Consider the following 25226-nt stretch of genomic DNA (forward strand, 5'->3'; position numbering starts at 1 on the left):
TCCCGTAGGTCGACGACCGTCAGATCTGGCGGCGGTAGACGACGGAATTGCGCGTGGGATCCAGTTGGCTCACCCAGCGCCGAGGCCCGGCAGAGGGCCCGACCTCAATGAACCCGTGTCCGAGGAACCACGCGTTGGCCGGGCTGGACGCCGCGTACAGTGCACGTGCCGATGACCGGGCCGCCTCCTGGAGGATCCTGTCGAGCAGGAGGCTCCCGGTCCGGCGGCCCTGGAAGCTGCTCTGGACGCACAGGTTGTCCAGGACCCAGTCGCTCCCGAAACGCTGGACGCCGACGCAGGCCACAATCCGGCTGTCGTCCTCGACGACCAGGAAGTCGGCGTGCCGCCGGGCGAACTCACCGACGTCGCGATGGCGCAGCCGACCGAGCGCGACGAACGGAGCGGACAGGTCGTGCAGGGCCTCCGCGTCCGCCCAGCGGGCTCGTCGCAGCGACAGGAGGCGAGCCTTACTGACGGCGGTCTTCACCGAGCCATCCCGTCGAACGTCGCCGAGGCGCTCGAGATCGGGCACCGCCACTCCGCCGGCTGCGGTTGTCCTGAGTACTGGAGGGCCTCCGGCTGCTCCCCGAAGTCCGCGAGGTTCGGGTTGATGGACCCCTGAAGCCGCAGCTCGCGGGCCCGGATCTTGTCCTGCAGCGAGGCGTAGAGCCCATCCTGCTTCAACTGGTCGAACTGCTTGTGGGAGTTGAAGACGAGTACCGGGTGCGTGAACCGACGGGAGATCCTCGACGCCTGGGAGTGCAGACCCACCACGAAGAACGGATGTCCGGCGACGCTGTAGGCGAAGTCCAGGGCGTGGGGGTCACTGGAGACACCCGGCGCCCACGCGTATTTCTCCCGATCCACTTGGCGAAGCATGGCGAGCTGCGTCCAGAGGGTTTGCTCGAACTCCGCCTCGCTCAGCCGCCGCGGATTCTCGAAGATCGCTGCGAAGGAGCTGAACCTGGTTTCGTGCAGCCGGGTCCGGTCGACGAAGCCGACAATCTCCCGGTGCAGTTCCCGAGTGCTGTCGACGTCGAGCATCGACTTCAGTTCGACGCAATACAATTGCTTCTGACGCAACGACGCGCGTGCTCCGAGGCAGGAGAAAGCGGTACCATCAATCCAATCCTCGAATGCTGATGTCAGAGGCCTAGATTTCTGGGCAAACTCATCCTGTCGAGCCATTGAAATTCCCCGTAACTTGATTGCACCACCGTGATATAGGCACGAACATGACCCCCCGGTCATCTGTCTTGGTCAAGCATGGTCAGTGATGTAGGCTGATTTCTTGACGGCGAGTTGACAGCGACGTCGACACGATGAGGTGCTACCTGGGCCGCAGGGTATTTCGGGCTTAGGTGATCTACGGGGGCATTGTGGGCTTGATCATTCTCGGGCCGGTGGAGGGTCGATCGCAGGGTCGATCGTCGTCGATGGGAAGACCGCAGCAGTGCACGGTCCTGGCCGCGCTGGCCGTGGAGGTCGGACGGACGGTGCCGGCCGATGTGCTCGTCGAGCGGGTGTGGGGCCAGGAGCCACCCGAGCGGGCGCGGCGCACCTTGCACAGTCACATCACCCGCATCCGGCGATCGCTGGAGACAATCGACACGGGATCCGGGGATCCGGCCCGGCTGCTGCTGGGCTCCGGGGGCTACCGCCTCGACATGGAGCCCGACGACATCGACCTACACCGTTTCCGCAGGTTGGTGAAGCGGGCCGACAGGCGGCTGTGCTCCGAGGCCGACGCGCGGGTACTGCTCCGGCAAGCCGTCGCCCTGTGGCGCGGCGAGCCACTTGCCGGCCTGACCAGCGCCTGGGCGGAACGCACTCGGAACGCGTGGACGCTGGAGCGGCTGGACGCCGTGGTCGCCTGGGCCCGGACGGAGCTGGCGATCGGGGACCCACAGGCGGTCATCGCGGAGCTGAACGCGCTGGCCTACGACTTTCCGCTGGTGGAAAGCCTGGCGGCGACGCTGATTCAGGCCCAGTACGCTGCTGGACGCACGAGCGAGGCCCTCGACCGCTACGCGACGGTGCGCCGGCAGATGGTCGATGCGCTCGGCATCGAGCCGGGTCCCGAGCTGCAGCAGGTGCAGCAGGCGATCCTGCAGGGCGACCGGATCGGACCTACCGGCCCGGCGATCAGCCGTGACGCCGTTCTCGCACCGCAGGTCCGGATCCCGCCGCAGCGCCCGACCCATGCCGTCGCTGGGCCCGCACCGCGTCGGCACCTGGTCGTTCCAGCGCAGCTGCCGATCGACGTCCGGGGGTTCGCCGGCCGCGAATCGGAGATGGCCCAGTTGACGGACATTCTCGAAAGCTCCCAGGCGGAGAAGCAGCCCGCGCTGTGCGTCCTCTGGAGTGCCGCTGGGTCAGGCAAGACCTCACTGGCGGTGCACTGGGCACACCGGGTGGCGCAGCAGTTCCCGGAGGGGCAGCTCTACGCCAACCTGCGAGGCTTCGAGCCGAGCGGCGTGGTGGTGCGGCCGGAAGAGGTCATTCGCATGTTCCTGGACACGTTCCAGGTGCCGCCGCAGAGCATCCCGGTCAGCCTGGAGGCACAGGCGGCGTTGTACCGCAGCTACGTCGCTGGTCGCCGAATGCTCGTGGTTCTGGACAATGCGCGTGACGTCGACCAGGTCCGGCCCCTGTTGCCCGGCACCGCCGACTGTCTGGTCCTGGTCACCAGTCGTCGTGCGCTGCCCAGCCTCGTGGCGAGCGAGGGCGCTCATCCGATCGCCGTGGGCCCGTTGCCGTACGACGAGGCCAGGCGGGTGCTCTCCAACCGGCTGGGCGCCGCGCGGGTCGCGGCGGACAGTGCCGCCGTCGACCGGCTCATCGCCCGCTGTGCCGGGTTGCCGCTCGCCCTGGCCCTCGTCGCCGCACGCGTCGCGACCCACCCTGACCTGGATCTTCGTACGCTCGCCGACGAGCTCGACGTGGCTGTTGGATCGACCGAAACGCCGGCTGAGGCCGGGAGGGGCGTCCACGTCGTGTTCGTGTGGACCTACCGGACGCTGAGCCCGGCCGCGGCGAGACTGTTCCGCCTGCTGGGACTCTCGCCCGGTCCGGACATCGACGAACTGGCCGTGGCCCACCTCGCGGCGCTGGACCTGCCCACGGCGAGGATGTTGCTCAATGAGCTGCAGGACGCCCAGATGGTCAGCGAGCACAAGCCGGCCCGGCTGTCCTTGCACGAGTTGCTCCGGGGCTATGCGATGGACCTGGTCCGCGCGGTGGAGACCGCGGAGGAGCGGTCGGCCGCTGTTCGCCGGCTGCTCACCCACTACGTGACCTCGTCGCGCCGCGCCGCCGTACTGCTCGAGCGGCATCTGTCCCAGGATGCGGTGGAGGGCCCGGACGCCGGATCTTCCCGTCTCACGACGGCCCGGGAGGCGGTGGAGTGGTTTACCGCCGAGCACGCGATGCTGCTCGACATCGTTCGCCGGGCCGCGGACGAGGGTCATGACGCGAGCCTGTGCAGCCTCGCTCGATCGCTGATGGAGTACTTCAACCGCCAGGGCCATTGGCGGGATCAGATCAACACGCAGCGGCTCGCCCTGGACGCGGCCCGGCGGCTCGGCGACCGGCGCGCCATGGGTCAGGCGCACCGCGGCATCGGGGTGGCCCATGCCTGGCTGGGCCAGTACGACGACGCTTACACACACAGCCGGAGTGCGCTCGACCTCGCCTGCGAGGTCGGTTCGACGAGTGATCAGGCGCAGGCGCATCTGGCCCTGGCGCGCGTCTTCGAGCGGCAGGGCCGCCACCGCGAGGCGCTCGACCACGATCAGGCCGCCCTCATGCTGGCCGAGATCGCGAATGACCGGCTGGCGCACGCGGTCTCGCTCAACAATGTCGGCTGGTCGCTGGCCATGTTGGAGCAGTACGAGGCCGCCAAGGACCACTGCGGCCGGGCTCTGATGGTGCTGCGGGAGGTCGGCGATCCGTCTGGGCAGGCGGCGACCTGGGATAGCCTGGGCTACATCAACCACCAGCTGCACTATTCGGCCGAGGCGATCGAGTGCTACCGCGAGGCGATCAGGTTGAACCGGGAGGCCGGGAACCGTTACGCCGAGGCTGACAGCCAGCACCACCTCGGCAACACTCTGATGACACTGGGCGACTTCGCGGGTGCCAAGGGATGCTGGCAGCAGGCCGTGGTCATCCTCGACGAGTTGAATCACCCCGACGCCGAGACGGTGCGGGATAGGCTGACCGGTCTCGAGCAGGCGCAATCCGGGATCGGCTGGGGGCGCTGATCGCCCGGCCGGCCGGGCACGGGCCGGCCGGCCGAGCTCGCGGCAGCCCAACGGGGGCAGAGTCGTTGGCTCAGGAATCGTGACTGGTGTGGGCCGTCCCTACCGGGAGGGCGACGGGGGCAACCAGGAGGGCTCGCCCTCTCGGTAATGCGGTGACGGCGGCGATAAGCACGGCCGCAGCGGACGCCGAGATGAGCACCGCTGGGGCAACGAAATTTCCGACAGCGGCTAGTGTGAGCCCGGCGAGCGGCATCGGCACAATCAGCAGCATGCCAAAGAGCCCCACGGTCGCCGCGTAGTTCTCCAGTGGCACCCGACGCGCTCTAACGACCCGGATGTACACGCTGAAGAACGCGTCGAGCAACAGGAACGCACCGAGGCATCCAGCGAAAACCCAGAGCCGGGCCCCCAGCGCTACGCCCAACGCGGCCAGGCACATCCCCACCGCGACCGCGATCCCGATCGTCGACAGCGGCACACGCGAGGTCAGCCGGTGGAAGGTCAACAGACCGACGATGGCCGGCACGCTGCTCGCCGCGTACATCAGGCCCAGCTCACTGCTGCTTGTCCCGAACGTTCCGAACGCGATCTGGGGCGCAGCCCCGTTGATCAGCGCGAGCACGTAATTCAGGCCCATGGTGACCAGGACGATCCGGCGCAGGACGGGGTCCTCGAGCGCACCGCGTACGGTCGCGCGCAGGGTCCGCTTCGCTGTCGAGATGTGCGCCGTACCGTCCGAGGGGACCGATATCGACATCCGCAGCGAGACTCCGAACAAACCCGCCGCCACGAACATCAGCACCGGCGGTGGGAACGACAGCACCACGCCCGCCGCCGCCGGCCCCAGGACTATCGCCGCCTGCTCAAAGGCGGTCAGCTGCGATTGGAATCGCTCCTGCCCCTCGGGGCGGACCAAGGACAGTCCGACCTTCTCGCCACCGACGAAAGTCAATTCGAAGCAGAGGCCCACGACCATCGCGAATATCATCAGCACCGGCAGCACCGCACCGGGATACACCGCCATTATCAGCCCAGCCGCGAGCGCCGTCGCGGTCCTGGTCAGATCCGCCACGACCATCAGGGTCCGCTGCCGTATATTGTCGAGCCGCAGGATCGCTGCCGACAGTCCCAGGAGTCTCGGTCCCCATTGGAAGAAGACCGCTGCGCCCGACCAGCGCACATCGGCGGTCAAGCTGTAGGCGAGCACCGGTACGGCGAACAGGACCAGGTAGTCGCACAGCCAGCTGGCAAACCGCATCGCATAATATCGCGCGATACTCACGACAAATACGCTGCGACTGGTCGCAGTTCCCGACCCAGTCGCTCGTTGATCGTCAAAGCGGTGTCTGGATCGGAAGCGCGATAGCGGATATAGGCCACACGCCGAAGGGCCTCATAGGTCGAGGGAATCTGCTCGCCGGCGGGGACCAGCACCTTTCGCTCCACGACATCGGCGTAGCGCGGCACGTCGTCCCATCCCTCGATACGCGTGTAGGCGGTGATGCCGCCGGGGTCCACAAAGCGAATGCCCGCAGCCCTCCCGGATGCCGCGTGTTCGTCGAGGCAGGTCTCCGGGTTCGCGCCGACCGCCATCAACAAGGCGGCGTCCGCCATCGACACACCTGTGACGTCGGCTACCAGGTGCACGATCTGGTCTCCCGGCAGCCGTGCGGCGATCTCCATGAGTACCGGTCCGTTCGTGGACAGGCGTACCTCGCAATGGAAGACGCTGTTGTCCAGCCCGACCGCCCGGACCACCTGGCCGACGTACCGCTCGATCGCACCCAGATCGGTCGGTCCCAGCGGGGCGGGCGTGATGTGACCGAACTCGACAAAGGTCGGCTCGGGGCCGAGGAGCTTCCTGGTCACTGCGGCGATGTGCACGGCGCCGCGCCAAACATATCCGTCGGCGCTGTATTCGTCGCCGGAGACGTACTCCTCGATGACGACCTCGTCACCGAGCGGCCTGCCGAGGTCGATCATGCCATCGGCTTCGATGGCGGCGTACGCCCGTACCGCCTCGGCCGTGTCGCTCGCCTTCAAGACGTGGATGCTGCTTGACGACTCCACCGGTTTGACCACCACCGGGAACGTCAGCGCCGCGCACGCGAGCTCCGCCTCGGCGCGGGAGGCCACCTTCCGATGCCGGGGCGACGGGACGCCTGCGCGTTGCAGCGCCTCACGCATCTCGGCCTTGTTCCGAACGAGCGCGACATCGGTGGTGTTCAGGCCCGGCAGGCCGAGTTTCTCCGCAACCAGGGCCGCGATCTCGACGTGAAACTCCGAACCGGCAACGACACCATCGAGCCCCGCCCCCACTGGCGAGCGACTCACCGCTTCAACGATGGCGTGTGCGTCATTCGTATCTACCCGCACGACGGCGGATGCCAGATCCTTGGTCGCCGCCGTCAGAGTTCGGTCGTCGGCATCGAAGCTGGCAACCACGGTGTGCCAACCCATGGCTGCGGCTCGGACGACGAGTTCGTTGCCGGAAGATACCGGTTCAACGATGAGTACTGATGTCATCGTTCCTCTTGAGTCGTGTACTGCACATCGACTGTCATACGACGACGGCGGTGGCGGGACAGATGGACACGATCGATCAAGCTAGCACCATCCACAACAGACAGTCGCACCGGCTGCGTCCTCTCGTGACCGATGCCTGCCATACAGAGATTGCACGCCCGGCGTTGCACAAACCTTGACGGTTTCTTGACAAGGCAGCGTGGACGCGATTGCGTCACCTCCCTCACGGCCGAAGCAGAGCTGCCTGCCGGTACGGCTCGCCGTCACGCGCCGGCCCCCACCCGCCCGTCGGCGGCAGCCGGGCATCGTCCTCGGTGAGGATGGCCTGGCGCAGGTCCCGCAGCCGCCGGCTCGGCTCCAGGCCGAGCTCACGGCGCAGCGACGAGCGCAGCCGGTCGAAGGAGGCCAGCGCGTCGGCACCCCGCCCGCTGCCGTACAGCGCGACCATGAAGGCCGCCTGCAGGCGGTCACGCCCGGGATGAGTTCGGGCCAGCGCGGTGAGTTCCGGTACGGCTCGCGCGTGCCGGCCCAGACTCAGCTCGACCTCCAGCCGATCCTCGATCACCTGCAGCCGCGACTCCTCCAGGCTCATGGCCTCGGGCTCCAGCACGCCATCTGCGAGACCGGCGATGGCCGGCCCGCGCCACAGGTTCTCCGCCCGCAGGAAATACCCGACGGCCTCCGCCGCGCGACCCGCAGCCAGCGACCGCCGAGCCCGGTGGGCCTCGTCGTCGAACCGTGTCCGGTCCAGCTCGCCGGGCTCCACATCCAGCAGGTAACCGCCCGGCCGCCGGACGAGCGAGCGCTCGGGCAGGCCGCCGGCGATGAGCAGGCGGCGCAGGGCCGCGGCGCAGTTGCGGATCTGACTGGCCGCGGTGGCCGGCGGCCGCAGCGGCCACAGGCAGTCGACCAGCCTGTCGGCCGGGACCACCCGGCCGACCCGCAGCAGCAGCACGGCCAGGATCCGCTGCTGCCGGCGGCCGCCGAGCGGCAGGGGCGTTCCTTCGACGGACGCTTCCAGCGGACCGAGGATCCGGAAATCCATGCAATGACCTCCATGCCGACCGCACCCCTCGCACGGCCTGGTCACCAGGTTGCCCAGCACGGGTTGGCGTTTCCTTGGCAGCGTCGTACGGCGCTGCCGACCAACCGGAGCACCCCCGACGTCAGCCCGCCATCACCGTCGCATCGCCCGGACGCCGCTCCCGCCCCGGAGCAACGTCGGCTATCCGGCCGGGACGCCGACCGGGCGGCCGTCGTGCCGCTCCAGTAGGGCCCGGACGACGTCCGCCTCGGAACTGCCGAGCGCTTCCAGGATGCCCAGCGCCTCCGGCCAGGCCCGCGAGGAGTCCTCCAGGTGACCCAGGGTGATCAGCGCGCGGGCGCGTACCAGGGGTGCCCCGATCGCCTCCGCGCGATGTGCCGCCTCGCCGGCGAGGCGGGCCGCCTGCACGGCGTCGCCGTTCTGCCGGGCGACCTCGCCCAAGGCAGCCAGCGCGTCGATCTCGATCACCGCGGCGCCGGACTGTCGGGCCAGCGTGACCGCCCGCTCCAACGAGGAGCTGGCCAACAGCGGCGTCCGCTCGGCGACGGACGTCGCGAGGCCGACCAGGGCCTCGGCCTCCGTCGCCAACGTGCGCGCCGACCTGGCCCACTCGGCGGCCCGGGTATATCGGGCTGCCGCGCCGGTGAGGTTGCCGGTCAGCCGGAGCAGGCCCCCCTCGGCGATGTCGATCGACGCCTTGCAGTGCCAGTCGTCGGTACGGTCGGCGAGACGCTGCGCGGCTGCGAGCGCCGACCTCGCCTCCGGCACGTCGCCGCGTAGTGTGTGGATCTGGCCGATCCCGGCCAGTGCGTTCGCCTCGATCGAGGCCATGTCGACCTCGTGGGCCGTCCGCACCGCCGCGTGGAGATCGCCCAGGGCGGCCGGGTACTCACCCCGGACGGTGCGCACCAGGCCGAGGTTGGTGAGGATGACCGCCTCGTTGGGTCGTCCGCCGTCCTCCCGGTGGATGACGATGGCGGCGGTGAGTCGCTCGACCGCCAGCCGCAGTCGACCGGCCATGGCGTAGATCGTCCCGAGGTTGCTCGCCATCACCGCGATGCCGTAACGGTGGCGGATCCGCTCGTTGAGCCGCAACGCGTGCTCGAAGCAGGCCGCCGCCGTCGCCAGTTGCCCGAGATCACCGAAGACCGCGCCGAGCGAGCCGGCTGCGGCGGCCTGACCCTGCGCGTGCCGGGCGCTGCGGAACAGGTGACCCGCCCGTCGTAGGTGCGCGATTGCGACCAGTTGGTTGCCCGTGAGGTGGTACACGTTGCCCAGACTCATGTGTGCCGACGCCCGCAGAGACGGGTGCGCGTCCCCGTTTGACGCGTGCAGCGCCGCCTGCGCCACGAGCAGCCAGTTCAGTGAGTTGCGGGTGACCCAGAAGTATGTTCGTAGCTGGTCGGCGAGCAGGGCGGCAGCGGCCCTCGACGTGCTGTCGGCGGCGGCCCTGATCAGCGCCACCATGTTTGACTCCTCGGCCTCGAGCCAGGCCAGTGCCGTGGCACGGTCACCGATGCCGGCGTCACCCGCCGCTAGGCCCGTCGGCAGCTCCAGGCGGACCCGCCCCGGCGCCAACAGGTCGCCGGCAGCCTGGGCGCGGACCAGGTACCACGCGAACAGGCGCGCGAGGACGGCAGGCGCCTCGGGCCGGCCGGCCTGCCGCGCACTGTGTTGGCCCGCGTAGCGACCCAGCAGGTCGTGCAGCGTGACGCGATCGTCGTCGAAGTCCACCAGGTGTGCCGAGAAGAGTCGGGCCAGCGTCCGGCGGGCCGCGTCCACCGATGTCTGCGCCAGGTGTGCGACCGCGTCGACCGACAGACTGAGCCCTGGAACGGTGCCGAGGAGGCGGAACATCCGCTGGGCCTCGCCGGGGAGCCGGGTGTAGGAGAGGTCGAACGCCGTCTGCACGGCGACACTCGGGTCGTCGTCGATCGCCAGGGCGGCGACGCTGCGCTGCCGTAACTGCCCCACGTACGCCGACACCGCGAGGTCCGGCTCGTCGTGCAGCAGTGCCGCCGCGATCCGCAGGGCCAGTGGGAGCCGACCGCAGACCTGGGCGAGGTCCCGGATCGCGTCACGATCGGCGGCTCGCGGGTCGGCGCCGAGCAGGACGGTGAGCAGCTCGATCGCGTCCGGTTCCGGGAGCAGTCCGATGGTCAGGCGGCGGGCGTCCTGCTGGGCCACGAGCCCGGTCAGGCGGTCCCGGCTGGTGACCACCACCAGGCTCTCCGCAGACCCGGGCAGCAACGGCCGCACCTGCTCGGCGTCGAGGGCATTGTCCAGAACGATCAGCAGCCGGCGATCGGCGACGACGGTGCGGTAGAGCGCCGACGCCTCCTCGGGGTCGGCCGGGATGCGTCCCGCCGGCACCCCCAGACCCCGCAGCAGCGCGCCGAGCGCCTCCGCCGAGCGCATCGGCCGGCCGGCGGAGTAACCCCGCAGGTTGAGGAAGAGCTGCCCGTCCGGGAAGCGGTCACGGACGCTGTGCGCCCACCGGATGGCGGTCGCCGTCTTTCCGACACCCGCCGTGCCGACGACCGCGCAGAGGATCAGGACCTGCGGCGCTGCCGCGTCGGCGAGCAGGCGGTCGAGCTGACGCGATTCGGCGTCGCGGCCGACGAAGTGTCCCGGCGGCAGCGGTAGCTGCGCCGGCCCGGTGGAGGACGTGGGCGTGGCGTCCGAGGCCGCGGTGGCGCGGGACAGCTTCCGGTACGTCGCCTGGATCTGCTCTCCGGGCGCGACACCGAGGTCGGTGGCGAGCCGATCTGTGAGAGTGTCGTAGGCCGCGATGGCCTCGCCGCGACGACCGATCCCGCTCAGGGCCAGCATCAGCAGCTCGACCGGGCGCTCGCGGGTCGGCGCCTCGCTGATCAGCTCGTGCAGCGGCGCCAGTATCTCCCGGTGCTGGCCGGCGTCGAGGCGGGCGCCGAGCAGCTCTTCCTGCGCGGTCAGTCGTGCCTCGTCGAGATCCGGGAAGAGCCGGCCCCGCTGGGCGTCGTCGAAGACGTCGGCCAGGGCGGCGCCCCGCCACAGACCGAGCGCGCTACTGAGCATCGCGATGCGCTGATCGGCATCGGTGACGCCCCTGCTTTGCGTCACCAGGGCGGTGAACCGGTGCACGTCGACCCGCTCTGCCGGGATTTCCAGTGCGTAGCTGTTGGGTCGGGCGAGCAACGCGGGCTCCGTCGACCGGCCCAGCTCCAGCGTGGACCGCAGGTGCGAGATCATGGCCTGCAGGCCCGCTCGTGCCTGGGCCGGAGGCCGATCTTCCCAGAGCAGGTCGATGAGTCGCTCCGCGGAATGGAACTGGCCCGGTCGTATCGCGAGGATGGCGAGCAGCCGTCGCTCCTGACGACGTCGGACGGGCACGACCCGTCCGCCGATGACAGCCTCGACGGGGCCAAGCAGTCGCAGCTCCACAGCCGCAGGCTAACAAGGCACACCGACGTCGACGCAGGGCCATATGTCTATCTGGGATGCCCCCGGCGGCCAGCTTCCCCAGGTGGCGCAAGCCGACGCGGATGACGGATCTCAGGGCCCCCGCGCCGCCGGGGGACCCTGACGTCCGCCTGCCGTTCAGCTGATCCAGGGGGTGCACGTCCAGGCGCCGCCGTTGAGGCTGAAGCAGGCCTGGTGCTCGTCGGAGGAGTCGAGATCCTCGAGCATGTTGGTCCACACCCCGCCGTTGGTGGAGAGGAACTGCTTGCTGAGGCTGCCCGTGTACCAGTAGCCGTAGGACGACCACACCCGGCGCTCGATGCGTACGGTGAACGTGGCACCCGCGTAGCGGACGTACTGGTCGTTCTGCAGGCGTGCCCAGGCCGCTCTGCAGCCGGGCGACTTCACCACGACGATGCCGAGCCCGCTGTCGTAGCCGCCGCCGGTCCAGCCGTACCGGGTGCCGCTGCATTGACCGTTGGGATCGACGTTGTGACAGCCGGTGCCCGAACACGCGGCCAGCGCCGGCGACACCGGTACCGCCGCGGCGACCATGCCGAATCCCATGAACGCCACCAGGGCGATCAGCGTCCGCGCCAGGCGATGCGTCCGGACCTTCGCTACCTTCATGCTGTTCTCCTCAATCGTGCTGCATGTCGTGGAGGTGATCCTTCGGCGTCGCCGCATCGCGGCCGCATCGTCAGGCCATCCGCGCCGCGTCGCGCCGCCATCGCCGTCTGCGGCGGGCACCGCGGAGCCTCCGGAGAGGAACGAGGGGACTCGCGGTACAGCAGGGGGTACGCCGCGCCGTGACGCCGGAGCGGTACGCCCACGATGACCTCGTGATGCGCCGACGGTGTGCGCGGTTCCGACACTGCATCGATCCCGAGCATCCTGGAGGATCCGCAGTGTCAACATCACCGCCCCGCCCCGCGCTGCCGCGCGGGCTCAGCCCCGGCGCCGCCCGTCGCGCCGTCACCGCCGCGCTCGCCGCCGCCGCGCTCGTCGCCAGCGGTCTCGTGGCGCTTCCCGCGCCGGCTGCCGCGGCGCCGGACCCGCCCCCGAAGGATGTGGCGGTCACCGCGGTACCGCCCGGCCAGCGGGACTCGACCCTCAAGCAGGGCTGGCGGACGTCGCAGGATCGGGCCTGGACCCTCTCCGGCGACATGACCGGTCTGCACGTGCTCGTGGCGTCGGCGGCCTCCGGTTACAGCTGGACGACCGCGGCGACGCTGAGCGAGCCGGGGCTGGAGACCGACCAGTGGATCGGCAACGGCTGCCTCACCGAGTCGGGCCGGCGGCTGGTCGTCACGTACGCGCCGCGCGCCTACACCAACAAGCCCGACCTGTTCGACCGCGGCGCCTTCGTGGCGGTCGTGGACCTCAAGAACCAGTCCGTCCGGAAGGTGGCCGCGCACGCGTCTCTCGCGTACTTCAGCCCCGGCTGCGGTACCGGTGAGAACGTCGTGCTGAGCACGTTCACCGGCGGCGACACCGGCTCGGGCAAGACCCGGCTGACGCAGCTCGACGCCGCGACCGGCTCCGTGGCACCGCCGATCCAGGTGGCGGGCCAGCTCACCTCGGCGCTACCGGTCGCGGGCAGGATCATCGCCGCCGATAACGGCGCGCTGGTCAAGGTCGACGGCAAGGGCCGCCGGTCGGCCGTCGCGAGGACCACCGGCGTACCGTTCCGGCTGGCGGCCAACGGCGACGGCGTCGTGTACATGGATGCCGACAGCAAGGCCGGCCGGGTGAAGCGGACCGTTGTGCGGTCCGGCGCGACGGCCACGCTGGCCGAGGGCGGCACGACCGACATGAACGTCGTCAAGGGCGCGGGCGGTCGGGTCGGCATCACCGGTACCCCCGGCAGGACGCACAAACTGCCCACGGGTGTCGCGAAGCTCGACGCGACCGTACAGGCGGAGATGTCCAGCCAGGGTGACCTGCTGCTGGACGACATCAAGTGGACGACCGACCCGCGGGCGGCGCAGGCCACGGACGACCGCCGCGGACGGTCGCTCGTCATGAAGGCCAAGGTGCCGGCGACCGGTCGCAGCGTGAACTTCGCGGTCGCGCCAACCACGCCGACGTCGGGCGACGCTAGCGCTCGGGCGAACCCGAGGACGCCGGGGCGGGCCCCGTCGACACCGGGTGCCACGACGCTGGCGACACCGCTGCACGACCCGGTGGACACGGCCGCCTGGTGCGCGATCCCCCGCAACGACGTGCGGGTACAGGTGTACCAGCCGCGCGCCCGGGAGATCGAATGGGTTGTTGACATGGCGGTGCAGGACTCGCTGATCCTCAACCGGGGCAACAACTTCAACCAGTCCGGTCTGCCGGGTTACAACGTCGCTCAATGGTTCCCGATGCGGCCCCTCGACGGCGGCGGCCACGTGCCCGCTCAGATCATGCTCGGCATTCTCGCGCAGGAGTCGAACCTGTGGCAGGCCTCGCCGCACGTCCTGCCTGGCGAGTTCGGTAACCCGCTCGTCGGCAACTACTACGGGCTCGACATCTACGACGCCGACACGAGCGACGACTGGGCGATCCGCTGGGACAAGTCCGACTGCGGCTACGGCGTCGGGCAGGTCACCGACGGTATGCGCAAGCCCGGCTTCCAGAAGCCGAACGAGGTCCCGCTGCCGTACAACCAGCAGCTGGCCATCGCCGTGGACTTCGCCGCGAACATCTCCCAGTCGTTGCGAATCCTGCAGGACAAGTGGAACCAGGTCCACGCGTACAACATGAAGGTCAACGGCGGCGACCCGCAGTACATCGAGAACTGGTTCTTCGCGGTGTGGGCCTACAACACCGGGTTCTACGCGCCGCAGGGCAGCACGGACGAGCCGTGGGGCGTCGGCTGGGCGAACAACCCGGCCAACCCGCGGTACCCGGCGAACCGCAAGGCGTTCCTGGAGGAGGCCTACGACGACGCGCGGCACCCGAGCCAATGGCCGTACCCGGAAAAGATCATGGGTTGGGCCGGACACCCGCTCAACGCGATCGAGAAGCCGGACACCTACACCGACGGCTACCGGTACGCGTGGTGGAGCACGAACGACGGGCGGGCGCGGGTGAAGCCGCACCTTCAGACGTTCTGCGACCAGTCCAACGACTGCTACTACGGCAACAACCTCCCGCCGACGGCGCCGGACGTGATCGACGAGCCGGCCGGCCCGTGCCACCACGTGAACGTCATCGGCGAACGGGACCTCAAGTGCTGGTACAACCGATCGGCGGACTGGAAACCGGGCTGTCTGGACTGTGGGAACGCCGCCATCAGGTACGACCCCGGCTGGGAGTATCCGGCCGCCGGGGTGAGCTACCTACCGAAGTGCGGCACCGAACTCCCGGCGAACGCGCTCGTGGTCGACGATGTGATCAACGAAGTCGTCAGCCCACGCCGTGACGAGGCCGGTTGGCTCTGCACCAGACGGACGAACAGCGGCACGTTCACGCACGGGTTCGCCGGCGAGACACAGAACGGCACGCTCCAGTACCCGGGCAAGATCGACCTGCACCAGGTCGGCGGGGGGTACGGCGCGCACTACTGGTTCACACACACCCGCGAGCCGGGCAGCAACCTCTACGTCAGCGGAACATGGACGCTGGACCGGACGGTGAACGGCTGGATGCGGGTCATGGTCCACATTCCCGATCACCTCGGTACCACGCAGCAGGCGGCGTACAAGATCACGACAAAGAACGGCGTGGTCAAGACCCGCATGGTCCAGCAGCGCGGGTACGCGAACCGGTGGGTGGCGCTCGGCGTGTTCGAGTTCAACAACGTCCCGACGGTGGAGCTGACCAACACGGTGTCGGACCTGACCCCCGAGGAGCTGGCGCAGCTGCGTGACGATGTGCCGGCCAGCGGGCAGGGCGACCTGGCGCTGGGCCGGCCGCAGGAGAACGTGGCCTTCGACGCGGCGGCGTTCATCCCGCTGCCGGGCAAGCCGCAGCACCAGGTGGTGGCGCTCGGCGACTCGTTCTCGTCGGGCGAGGGCGCCTCGCCGGTGAACGGATCGGACTACTACCGCGAGTCGGACAACAACAGCAACAACGCCTACCGCAACGGCTGCCACCGCTCGAAGAACGCGTGGTCGCGCAAGGCGGTGCTACCCGGTTCGTCCACGCCGATCGGACTGCGGGCGGACATCACGAGCCAACAGCACGACGTCAACATGGACTATCACCTGATCGCCTGCTCGGGCGCGGAGACGGAGAACATCCTGCCCCTGCGTACCGTCAGCAACGAGCCCCGCAACGCCGACGGTCAACGGGGCATGGGCCAGTACCTGGAGGCGTCCCAGCTCGACAAGGGCTACCTGGACGAGAACACCACCCTGGTCACGATCTCGATCGGCGGCAACGACGCGAGGTTCGGCCCGGTGGTCAAGGAGTGCCTCGTCATGGCCGGCCCACTGGACTGCTTCAAGGCGAAACTGTCGGGCGAGACGGACACCGTGGACGTGTCGACCCGGCGCCGCATCGCCGACGCGGTTCCGCGGTCGAACACGAAGGTGCTGGAAGAGATTCACCGGAAGGCGCCGAACGCCAAGATCATGCTGATGGGGTACCCGAAGCTCGTCGAGATCGGCGGCGACCCGCTCTGCGCCCTCAAGCTCGTCCTCAGCGACGAGGAGCGGGTGTGGCTCACCGAGATGAGCGTGCTGCTGCGTGACGAGCAGTTGGACGTCGTCCACGACTTCAACACCGCGCACGGCGCGACGATCGCGTACTACTCCGACCCGATCGACGAGTTCGCGGGCAAGGCGGTCTGCGGCTCGCCGGCCGGCATCCACGGGGTCGTGACGGACAAGTCGCCGGGTGACACCCCGGACGGCCCGACATCGACGCAGTCCTTCCACCCCAACAGCCCGACCGGTGTCAGCCTTTTCGCGCAATCGATGAACTTTACGGTCGCGCAGATGTATCCCTGACGAACGCCGCACGGTCCGGAGCCCGGGCGGCCGTCGGCTGCTCGGGCTCCCGGCTCTGCGCATGCCCCGCAACGCCGGTACGGGCGCGCGCTCCGCACCGACGACGGAGCGTCCCTGGAGGTGGCCAAGCCGCGGTGGGCGACCAGGCCGCCGTCGATGTTAGGTTCGCGGACACGACGGTGCGGATCACCGCTGGGCATTTCCACGCGGCTGACGGTGTCGAAGACTGGCGTTGTCTCTACCACCTGGTCTCGGCCCACTTCCGGACCGGCTCGCTGTCTGCGGGGATCGCGTTCGTCGATGAGATCGGTCGGCTCGCGGGCCCCGACGAGCAGGAGCAATCCAACGTGGACCTGCCCCACCTGGGCGTCACCGTGTCGCTGTCCCGGCGGGACGTCTCACTGGCGCGACGGATATCGGCCGCTGCCCGTGCGCTGGGCATCCCCGCCGACCCCGCCGCAGTGCAGCTCCTCAACATCACCCTCGACGCCGCGGTGAGCTCGGACGTGCTGCCGTTCTGGCAGGCGCTGCTGGGATACCGGCAGATCGGTGACGACTACCTGGCCGACCCGGCGCGACGGGGCCCCGGGCTCGGGCTGCAACACACGGACACGACGCGGTCGCAACGCAATCGGATGCATGTCAGGTCAACGACCGGCCAGACATCATCGAACCGCAGACAATGATCGAGGTCCTGCTTGCGTCGGCATGAGTCGCCGCCACGCCCGCTGTACCTGCTCGTTCGGCCGGCGGGTGAGTCAGCCTCTTCGTACCGTGGCCCCGGCGCGAATCGCCCGCGGTATCTCGGCGACGTCGTCGACACGATCCAACAGCGTGGCAAGTTCGTCGCCGGACGCGGGTGAGTTCACCTCGACCTGGTAGGTGATGCCGCTCGATATCCACGTCTGCGTGTCGAAGCCTCCCTCCGCCGATACACGTACCCCGTCGATCCGGATGCCGAGTACGTTTGCCTCCCGATACACGTCGTTCAGAACGCAGCCGGCCGCAGCGAGGTGCAACAGGTGCGCCCCGGTGAAGTCCGCCTCGACGGTGACGCCCTCGGGTGTCCAGCGATGAGGGAACCCGATCGCACCACCGTCATCCGATCTGAACGAGCCGGCGCCGACCACGACCGCGAACTGCTCCATCGGTTGCTCCTGTCCGCCGCGCCTGAACCGATCGGCTCATTGTTGCCCGTCACCAGTATCACCACCAGGTACGGCGACCCTCGCCGCCGCCGCCGAGAAGGCGCGGCGGTCGTCGCCGCGGCATCCGGCTCTACCTGCGGGCCATCGACTTGGGCCCGGATGCCGACCCCGTCCGTCAGGGCGGGATCCACCTCAGTCTCTCGGAGGTGCTCGTCCAGCTTGGCCGCTATCCCGAGGCGATGACCGAGGCCGACCGCGCGTTGACGCTGTTCCAGGCTGGGAACGACCGCGACCGTGAGGCGGCGGCGCGCAACGACATCGGCTGGATCCACTACCTCGCCGACGACTACGAACAGGCGCTGGCCAGCTGCACTGAGGCACTGGCGCTGTTCGAGGCGGTCGATAACCGCTCCGGTCAGGCGTACACCTGGGACAGTCTGGGTCAGGCCCACCACAAGCTCGGCCACGAGGACGAGGCCAGCTACTGCCACCAACGCTCATTGGACATGCTGCGTGAACTCGGCCATCGGTACCCGGAGGCGACGATCCTCCTGCACATCGGCGACTGTCACGAGGTCGGCGGGCGGGAGACCGAGGCGCGACTCGCGTGGCAGGAGGCGCTGGCCATCCTCGAGGCGCTCGACCACCCCGACGCCGAGGACGCCCGAGCGAGGCTGAGCGGGTAGCGATCCGAGCAGCGGAGAAGCGCGCTCCGACGCCTACCGCCCGCCGGCCGCGGTGAGCCGCAGCCACCTGGCGAACGGCTCACCGCGACGGGTCGATCGCCGAGGTGACGATCGATTGCGGAACGGTGTTGCCTACTGACCGGATCCCGCTGTGTAGAGCTCGTCTTCGCTGATGACCGGTGCGGCGTTGTCCTCGGGGCGTCCGACGCGTGCGGCCGAACTGAAGAGGGGACCGCGTGCGGGGTGTACGGGAGCGAAGGCGGCAAAGCCCTGCTCCTTCGGGATGTCGTCGTAGACCGCCTCCATCCCGCCACGGAGTAGGTAGGTCTCGTGCCAGAAGCCCGTACCGCCGCTGTCGCGCAGGAAGTTGCGCCACCAGATCCGGTGTGGTTCCGAACGGGCCCAGGACAACAGGGAGGGCAGGTCCCGCCAGTATTGCCGAATGCCGACGTGCATCGGGAACAGCGACCACAGCAGGGGCTCATGCCGAAGGAGACCCTCGGGGTTGTCGCTGGCGGATCGGCCGATCTGCGGGCCGTAACCCATCAGCGTCCGCAGGCCAAAGAGCCGGTTGACGCGCATGCCCAGATAGACGACCACCAGGTCCGGGTAGGGCGACAGGTCGACAGTTTGCCGATTCACACTCGTGTTCATCGTGAATCTCCTCGTTCTGAGTTCTAGTGGGCGGGGGCGAGGGCTGTTCGTCGTTGACGATCAGCCCGCGATGAAGCGCGCCGTCATCCATGGAGCTGGCCTGCGTCGGGCGACGGTCGTGACGTACAGGACCAGGCCGGTGGTGGTGAGGACGAAGCCGGCCCAGACGGTGGACAGGGTGCCCCAACCGGCGTCAAGGGTGATCGCGCCGCCGATCGCGCCGAGAGAGTTGGCCAGGTTGAGAGCGGCCAGGTTGAGGGCACCCATCAGCGTCGGGGCGTCGGGGCCGAAGCTGGTCAGCCGTACTTGGATGCTGGGGATCGCGTACATCATGGTCGCGCCGACGCCGAACAGGCACGGCAGCAGAACCTCGAGGCTGCTGCCGGCGACGCCGATCAGCACGAGGAGTGCCAGAGCGCCGCCGTAGCCCCAGGTCAGACCGCGATCTGCCGAGCGGTCGGCGACGCGGCCGCCGAGATGGTTGCCGACCGCCATGCCGAGGCCGAAGACGGCCAGTGCGAGCGGAATGACTGAGGCGTCCCGCCCTACGGCGTCGGTGACGAATGGGCCGATGAACGTGTAAACGGCAAAGATGCTGGAGATGCCGAGCGCCGCGACGACGACCATCAGCCATACGTTCGGTCGACGCAACGCCCGCAACTCGCTGGCGACCGAACTGCCGCGCAGTTCGTCGGTGCGCGGCAGCCAGGCAACGAGGGCGGCGCCAGCGAGCAGACCCACGGCGACAACGGTCCAGTACATGACACGCCAGCCCGCGTTCTGACCAATGAGAGTGCCCAGGGGGGACCCGGCGATGGTGGCGATGGTCAGGCCGCCCATCACGGTGGCGAATGCCCTGCCGCCCCTTCCCGGTCCGTAGACGTAGGCGGCGACCACAGCTCCCGCGCCGAAGAACGCACCCTGCACGCTCCCGGCGATGAATCGGAAGATGACGAGTGACGTGATGTCAGGAGCCAGCGCGGAGAGCCCGTTGCCGACCAGGAACAGTCCGATCAGGCCGATCAGTAGTCGGCGCCTGTTCGTTCGTGCGGCGAGCAGGATGATCGTCGGAGAACCGATCACCACTCCGAGGGCGTACGCGGTGATCGCATACGTCGCCACCGGAATAGACACGTCCAGGTCGGACGCGAAGAGCTGGATGATGCCGTTGCTACCGAACTCGCCGGTACCGATCGCGAAGGTGCCCAGCGCCAGCGCCAGCAACGTCAGCTTCGGATGTCTCACGGGTGGTGTGGTCGAGGCGCGCCGGTTCTCCGCGGCGGCACACTGACCCTCAAATGCCTGCTGGTGCATCGCGTTCCTCCGCAGATTCACTCGTGTGAGCGGGGTTCGGGCACGCCCGTAGGCCGGTGGTCGACGCAGATCCGGGGAAATACCGAGGTGACCTTCCCGTCGCGCCTGACCAGGGCCCCGAGCTGGTGGACTACCCCCAGCCCGGCCCTGGCCGGTCGAGGGCCGGCCTCCAGCCCTCTCTTGCGCCTCGTCAGCGCGCGGCGCGCTTGATGAGTTCGGCCGCGGCGAAGGGCTGCGAGATCATGGCGACGTGCGACGCGTTGACCTCCCGGACCTGCGCGCCGGCCCGCTCTGCCATGAACCGCTGCGCCTCGGCAGGCAGCACCTGGTCGTTGCGGGCAACGAGGTACCAGGAAGGAATGTTCTTCCAGGCCGGTACGCCCGACGGCTCCCCGAGAGTGCGCGCGTCGGCAGGCCGCTGCCCGGTCCACATCAGCTCGGCGGTCGCCTTCGGCACGTCAGCGGCGAACACCTCCCGGAAGAACTGCCGTTTGATGTACCCGTCGACGAGGCCGGCCTCGTAGGGCCGAAAGTCCAGCGCCGCCTCATTGAGCTTGCTTCCCGGGTACTTCGTCTGTAGACCCAGCAGCGTCTCGCCCTGATCGGGCGCGAACGCGGCCACGTAGGCCAACGCCTTCACATTCGGGTTGCCGGTCGCCGCGTTCGTGGCGACGATCCCCCCGTACGAGTGGGCGGCGAGCACGATCGGGCCGCTCAGAGTGGCGAGGACGCTCGCCAGGTACGCGGAGTCGGAGGCCACGCTGCGCAGCGGGTTCGCCGGAGCGATGACCGGGTATCCGTCGCGGATGAGGCGAGTGGCGACGTCGTTCCAGCCGGAGGCATCGGCAAAGGCGCCGTGCACGAGTACCACCGTGGGCTTCGGCTGATTGGCGGGTCGCGGGTGGGCCTGTGCGGCGGGTGCCCCGAGCGCAGCCCCGGCGGCGGCCGCGGCGGCACCGGCCAGCAGTGTTCGGCGGGTTGTCGTCATTGATATGAGCCTTTCAGTAGTCGTTTCCGGAAGAGATTCCGGTTGAACCTAAAAGGCGTTGCTTGACGGACACTGAACGGGAATGCAGCTCGACTGCCGGGCGATTTCCGTGTTCGTCAAGTCGTTCGGCCTAGTCTGCGGCCATGACATTCTCGAAGAGCGAAACCGCTGCCAAATGGGCCTTGGTGATCCACTTCGTCTGGTACGTGGTCGCCAACCTCGCCCAAATCGTGGTCTGGTGGTTCGTCACCCCGGACCAATTCTTCTGGCCGGTCTGGTCGATCGTCGCCTGGAGCATCGGGCTGGCGTTCCACTTCTGGGCGGTGCGGAGATTCCTGTCCACTTCGCACAACTCCTGGCAACTGCGCCCGGGGCGCTGACGGCGCCATTCCTCTCGGAGTTCGTCCGTGATCCATTCACGGTCGGGGCGCTCGCGCCGAGCAGTTCGGGGCCGGCACGGGTCACCAGGGGACTTCCCGAGCGGCGAAGAATCCGCCGATGGGACCGTCCGGACCGATCTGGGCCATCCGTACGGTGTTCTCCGAGCCCTGCGGGGCGGGCCTCTGCGCACCGAGCCGTTCCCGCCTCGGTCCGGGGATCTCCTGGACCACCGTCAATTACGACGTATGGCCGGGCGGCGGTCGGTCCTGATTGCGCTTCCCACCTCAGGCCGCGGCGCTTCGCCGTCGATCCGGAAGCTCACCGCGGCCTGAGCGGGCAATGGGTGGGCCGTGATCAGCCGAGCCCGGCCGATCCGATGGCGGCGGGGAGGTCGTCCGGGTGCGAGAGCATCGGCGAGTGTGCGGAGTCCAGCTCGATCACCTGGGTCGGGGACGTCGAGACGGCGTCGATCTCGGCGATCAGCCGTCGTTGCGGCGCCGGCGGAACGGCGTTCTCCTTGGTGCAGACCACGTACGTCTTGGGTACCGAGCCGTAGCGCTCGCGGGTCACGACCGGGGCATCGGCCGCGATGCCGACCGGCGCGGCCGGGGCGAGCAGGTCGATGGCGGAATCGGCGGTGGCCGCGTCGACGTCGCCGTATAACGCCTCCCGTACGGCCCGACCGATCTCGACGCGGATGTCGATCGCGGAGCGGGGGCATCGTTCCGGGCTCAGGACGCAGACGCGTCCAGCTATGACGGGACGGCGGCAAGTTCCGCGGCGCCGAACGAGACGGCGAAGCGCTTGCACCAGATGCTGACGCTGCGGAACTCCGCCGGGTCGACTCCGGCGGCCAGCCGGTACACCTGATCGCCCTGGTTGCCCTTGAGTTTGCCCAGTTCCGCGTACCGACCGTCGTCGAACACCCGCCAGCCGGCGGTGCCTGCGCGAACCCGCTGATCGGACAACCACACCCGTAGGTCAGGGCCGTCGCTGGTGTCCAGCCCGTCGATCTCCAGCTGGTGACTGCCGTCCGGGTTGCGGACCATCCGGACCGTGCCGCTGGTGTCGTGCTCGTGGGTGATGAAGGTTCCCTCTGCGAGAACGATCGGTGCGGCCGGGACGTCCGCGGCGTCGGATGAGGACCGAGACGGCTGCGCGGACTGAGACGGCTGCGGGACGGTGGAGAGGGGCTCCGCCACGACCGTGTCGGTGAACAACCGCCACGGTTGGAACCAGTAGAGCGCTCCTGCGGCACCGATGCCGAGCACGGCAACGACGATCCAGGCGACAGGAGCGCGGAGAAGACGGCGAGTCACGGTTCAAGTCAAGCCGCCGGACCTCATCGTGACCAGGCGGGGCCGGATTACCGATCGCTTACGGCACGTGCGGGGCGATCCGGCCGAAGATGTGGGCCGTTGCGGCGTCACGGATACGGGGGCCGGCTCCACCGGAGGCCGGCCCCCGTATCGGGCGTACGCCCCTGACCAGGTCGTCTACTCCGGCCTGCGTGACGCTGCGATAGTCACGCAAAGAGGTTGCCGGCGAGGTCGGCGTAGAAGAGGGCGGGGTCGCGGGAGAGCGAGGCCTTGACGTTGGCGGTGGGCTTGTCGGCGATGACTTCGATCTTGCCCGCCTCCAGCCCGTCGAGGGCCTGGGTGACCACCTCGTGGGGCGCGAGCTTGGGGATGTCGATGCCGGCCATCATGTCCGTGTCGGCGATCGCCAGCGCCAGGGCGGTGACCAGAGTCTTCTGGTCGGCCAACTCGAGTCGGATGCCGTTCGTCAGGGACCACTCCGCGGCCTTCGAGGCGGCGTAGCCGTTGCTGCCGGGGGAGAAGGTGTACCAGCTCAACGCGGAGATGACGTTGAGAATGGCGCCACCGGCCAGCCTCGGCGCGAACGCGCGGGTGACGTTGAGGGTTCCCCAGAAGTTGGTGTCGAAGTCTTTGCGGATGTTCTCCGTCGAGGGCCCGAGCAGCGGGGCGTCCGTGGAGGTGCCGGCGTTGTTGATGAGGATGTCGAGGTCGCCCACCTGGGCCGCCGCGGCCTCGATGGACGCCGGATCCGTGATGTCCATCTGGAGGGCGATGGCACCGGGAATGTCGATGCTTTCCACACGCCGGGCGGTCGCATAGACGGTGGCGCCGCGGGCGAGGAGTGCCTCGGCGAACGCCTTGCCGAGGCCGCGGTTGGCGCCGGTCACGAGAGCTGTTGAGCCGTTGATTTCCATACCAACACGCTAGAACCTCACGTTGACGTTAGAGGCAAATGCTGCGAGGTTAATCACGGCCGCCCGTGTCCGCAGGAGCATCGCCCGGCTCAGGGCGACCCGCACGGCGACTGATGAAGCCCGACGGGTCGCCGCGCTCCACCCGTACCGTCCATCTCCCCACGGCCAGGACGTGGTTGCCTCCGCCGGGTCCGGATAGCCTGGCCGGCTTCCTCCTCACCGCGGTGCGTGCGGGCTGGTGGCGTACCGACGCGGCCCCTCGGTGGCCTGCTGCCGATGAACGTCGCGGGCGATCAGCGGCTCGACCAGTGCGAGCAGCAGAGCAGCGGCGGCGACCAGCCCACCCACCAGTGCGGTGTCGGCGATGCCGGGTCCGGACAGCAGGGCTCCGCCGAGGAGCGCCCCGCCGGCGATACCGACGTTGAAGGCAGCGGAGTTCCCGGCCGACGCCAGGTCTGAACTGCCGGGAGCCACCTCCAGCACCCGGTTCTGTAGGGCCGGGGTCAGCGCGCCGAGCGCGAAGCCGGACAGGGCGAGCATCACGGCTACAGCCGGTTGCCAGCCGGAGAACAGGTACAGGCCGACCAGCGAGACCACGAGAACGAGGAGCGAGCCCACCATGGTCCCCCGTTCACTGCGGTCGACCACGGCACCGGCGACCGCGATGCCACCAAAGTTGACCAGGCCGCGCAGCAGCAGCAGGGGGCCGATCGCCGCTGCGGGAAAGCCACTCACTTCGGTGAGGAACGGGGCGGTGTAGGTGAACGCGGTGAACAGTCCGGTGATGGACAGGGCGGTGGTCGCGACCAGGATCCAGTAGCGCGGGACGCTCGGCGCGGTGCCGGTCGCGGCGTGTGCGGCTCCGACCGGTGTCGTTGGCATCAGGACGGCGACCAGCCCGAGCGCGAGCAGGCCGAAGCCGGCCAGTGCCACGAAGGTCCAGCGCCAGCCCGCCTGCTGGCCCAGCCAGGTCCCTGCCGGCACGCCGAGCATCGGTGCGAGAGCCGAGCCGCCGAAGACCGTCGACATGGCCCGGCCACGTACCCGCTGCGGAAAGAGGCTGGCCGCCGCCGGCCCGACCACCGCCCAGAACACCGATTGACTGAGCGCCACGACGACCCGCGCCGCCAGCAACATCACATAGTCCACCGCCACCGCCGACAGCAGGGTCGCCACCACGAAGACACCCAGTAGCACGGATATCAGCAGCCGTCGCGGTACGCGGCGAGTGACGTACGCCAGCGGCACGGAGACGATCGCGACGGTCAACCCGTAGCCGGTCACCAGCATCCCGGCGTCGGCGAGCGACACCCCGAACTCCTCCGAGATCAAGGGGAGGAGGCCGACGGGCATCGTCTCCATCGCGACGTAGCAGAACGCCCCCACGGCGAGCGCAACGAGTGCCGCCACCGCCGTCCGCCGGTCTGTCGAGGGGTCGGCCTCGGTCGTCGGTTGACTGATGTGATCACTCCTTCGCCAGATGCGCCGCGTCCATGTCGAGCAGGCGACGTCGCGGATGCGTCGGTCGGGCTCGTCCAGCACCGTCGTTGACGAGCGCCTCGAAAGACCAGTGGGCGACCACCGGCTGCTCCCACCGATGCC

20 protein-coding genes are annotated in these 25226 nt (G+C 69.1%); 5 read left to right on the forward strand and 15 right to left on the reverse strand.

Annotated elements, in window-relative coordinates:
• Positions 1-19: 19 nt before the first annotated feature.
• A complete protein-coding gene (locus AB0I89_RS13055) occupies positions 20-487 on the reverse strand; it encodes a GNAT family N-acetyltransferase (protein ID WP_357124870.1) in 468 nt (155 codons plus the stop codon).
• The gene (gene gntA, locus AB0I89_RS13060) at positions 484-1188 is read right to left on the reverse strand and encodes a guanitoxin biosynthesis heme-dependent pre-guanitoxin N-hydroxylase GntA (protein ID WP_357124873.1); all 705 of its coding nucleotides are present in this window, start codon (positions 1186-1188) and stop codon (positions 484-486) included. The genes AB0I89_RS13055 and gntA overlap by 4 nt, the downstream gene beginning before the upstream one ends.
• Before the next feature lie 173 nt (positions 1189-1361).
• Between gntA and AB0I89_RS13065 the strand changes: the two genes are divergently transcribed.
• Positions 1362-4265 carry a BTAD domain-containing putative transcriptional regulator gene (locus AB0I89_RS13065; RefSeq protein ID WP_357124877.1) on the forward strand — a complete coding sequence of 968 codons (2904 nt, stop codon included), beginning with the start codon at positions 1362-1364 and terminating at the stop codon, positions 4263-4265.
• A 70-nt stretch (positions 4266-4335) separates the two neighbouring features.
• Here AB0I89_RS13065 and AB0I89_RS13070 read toward each other — a convergent pair whose 3' ends face one another.
• From AB0I89_RS13070 to AB0I89_RS13090, 5 genes are all read right to left on the reverse strand, one after another.
• Entirely contained in the window at positions 4336-5547 is a 1212-nt protein-coding gene (locus AB0I89_RS13070; RefSeq protein WP_357124880.1) for a hypothetical protein, read from the reverse strand.
• Positions 5544-6791 carry an ATP-grasp domain-containing protein gene (locus AB0I89_RS13075; protein WP_357124883.1) on the reverse strand — a complete coding sequence of 416 codons (1248 nt, stop codon included), beginning with the start codon at positions 6789-6791 and terminating at the stop codon, positions 5544-5546. The genes AB0I89_RS13070 and AB0I89_RS13075 overlap by 4 nt, the downstream gene beginning before the upstream one ends.
• Before the next feature lie 223 nt (positions 6792-7014).
• Complete coding sequence (locus AB0I89_RS13080) at positions 7015-7836, reverse strand: AfsR/SARP family transcriptional regulator (protein ID WP_357124886.1); 822 nt, start codon at positions 7834-7836, stop codon at positions 7015-7017.
• A gap of 180 nt (positions 7837-8016) precedes the next feature.
• Positions 8017-11259, reverse strand: coding sequence for a BTAD domain-containing putative transcriptional regulator (locus AB0I89_RS13085; RefSeq protein ID WP_357124889.1), 3243 nt, complete (start codon positions 11257-11259; stop codon positions 8017-8019).
• A gap of 156 nt (positions 11260-11415) precedes the next feature.
• Positions 11416-11907, reverse strand: a complete 492-nt coding sequence (locus AB0I89_RS13090) for a hypothetical protein (protein WP_355047809.1) — start codon at positions 11905-11907, stop codon at positions 11416-11418.
• A gap of 278 nt (positions 11908-12185) precedes the next feature.
• Here AB0I89_RS13090 and AB0I89_RS13095 point away from each other — a divergent pair, with 278 nt between their 5' ends.
• On the forward strand, positions 12186-16220 hold the full coding sequence (locus AB0I89_RS13095) for a hypothetical protein (protein WP_357124893.1): 4035 nt from the start codon (positions 12186-12188) through the stop codon (positions 16218-16220).
• Positions 16221-16354: 134 nt separating this feature from the next.
• Entirely contained in the window at positions 16355-16906 is a 552-nt protein-coding gene (locus AB0I89_RS13100) for a VOC family protein (protein ID WP_357124896.1), read from the forward strand.
• 72 nt (positions 16907-16978) lie between these two features.
• Here AB0I89_RS13100 and AB0I89_RS13105 read toward each other — a convergent pair whose 3' ends face one another.
• Positions 16979-17368 (reverse strand): OsmC family protein, encoded by a 390-nt coding sequence (locus tag AB0I89_RS13105; protein ID WP_357124900.1) that lies wholly within the window; start codon positions 17366-17368, stop codon positions 16979-16981.
• A 149-nt stretch (positions 17369-17517) separates the two neighbouring features.
• Here AB0I89_RS13105 and AB0I89_RS13110 point away from each other — a divergent pair, with 149 nt between their 5' ends.
• A complete protein-coding gene (locus AB0I89_RS13110) occupies positions 17518-18054 on the forward strand; it encodes a tetratricopeptide repeat protein (protein ID WP_357124903.1) in 537 nt (178 codons plus the stop codon).
• A 132-nt stretch (positions 18055-18186) separates the two neighbouring features.
• Here AB0I89_RS13110 and AB0I89_RS13115 read toward each other — a convergent pair whose 3' ends face one another.
• The 3 genes from AB0I89_RS13115 to AB0I89_RS13125 form a co-directional block, all read right to left on the reverse strand.
• A complete protein-coding gene (locus AB0I89_RS13115; RefSeq protein WP_357124906.1) occupies positions 18187-18708 on the reverse strand; it encodes a DUF4188 domain-containing protein in 522 nt (173 codons plus the stop codon).
• A 60-nt stretch (positions 18709-18768) separates the two neighbouring features.
• Positions 18769-19953, reverse strand: a complete 1185-nt coding sequence (locus tag AB0I89_RS13120; protein WP_357124910.1) for an MFS transporter — start codon at positions 19951-19953, stop codon at positions 18769-18771.
• Between the two features lie 259 nt (positions 19954-20212).
• Positions 20213-21010 (reverse strand): alpha/beta hydrolase, encoded by a 798-nt coding sequence (locus AB0I89_RS13125; protein WP_357124913.1) that lies wholly within the window; start codon positions 21008-21010, stop codon positions 20213-20215.
• 143 nt (positions 21011-21153) lie between these two features.
• On the opposite strand from AB0I89_RS13125, the gene AB0I89_RS13130 reads away from it, so the two are divergent.
• Entirely contained in the window at positions 21154-21390 is a 237-nt protein-coding gene (locus AB0I89_RS13130; RefSeq protein ID WP_357124916.1) for a 2TM domain-containing protein, read from the forward strand.
• Positions 21391-21745: 355 nt separating this feature from the next.
• On the opposite strand, the gene AB0I89_RS13135 is transcribed toward AB0I89_RS13130, so the two are convergent.
• The 4 genes from AB0I89_RS13135 to AB0I89_RS13150 all read right to left on the reverse strand — a co-directional run bounded on the left by AB0I89_RS13135 (position 21746) and on the right by AB0I89_RS13150 (position 25034).
• Positions 21746-22201, reverse strand: coding sequence for an alpha/beta fold hydrolase (locus AB0I89_RS13135; protein ID WP_357124919.1), 456 nt, complete (start codon positions 22199-22201; stop codon positions 21746-21748).
• Complete coding sequence (locus tag AB0I89_RS13140; RefSeq protein WP_357124921.1) at positions 22144-22710, reverse strand: DM13 domain-containing protein; 567 nt, start codon at positions 22708-22710, stop codon at positions 22144-22146. The genes AB0I89_RS13135 and AB0I89_RS13140 overlap by 58 nt, the downstream gene beginning before the upstream one ends.
• Positions 22711-22916: 206 nt before the next feature.
• The gene (locus tag AB0I89_RS13145; RefSeq protein WP_357124924.1) at positions 22917-23624 is read right to left on the reverse strand and encodes an SDR family oxidoreductase; all 708 of its coding nucleotides are present in this window, start codon (positions 23622-23624) and stop codon (positions 22917-22919) included.
• 216 nt (positions 23625-23840) lie between these two features.
• Positions 23841-25034: an MFS transporter gene (locus AB0I89_RS13150; protein ID WP_357124927.1), complete on the reverse strand. Its 1194-nt coding sequence runs from the start codon at positions 25032-25034 to the stop codon at positions 23841-23843.
• Between the last annotated feature and the right edge of the window lie 192 nt (positions 25035-25226).

This window comes from Micromonospora sp. NPDC049801 (assembly GCF_040656575.1).
In the GTDB taxonomy this organism is placed as follows: Bacteria; Actinomycetota; Actinomycetes; order Mycobacteriales; family Micromonosporaceae; genus Micromonospora.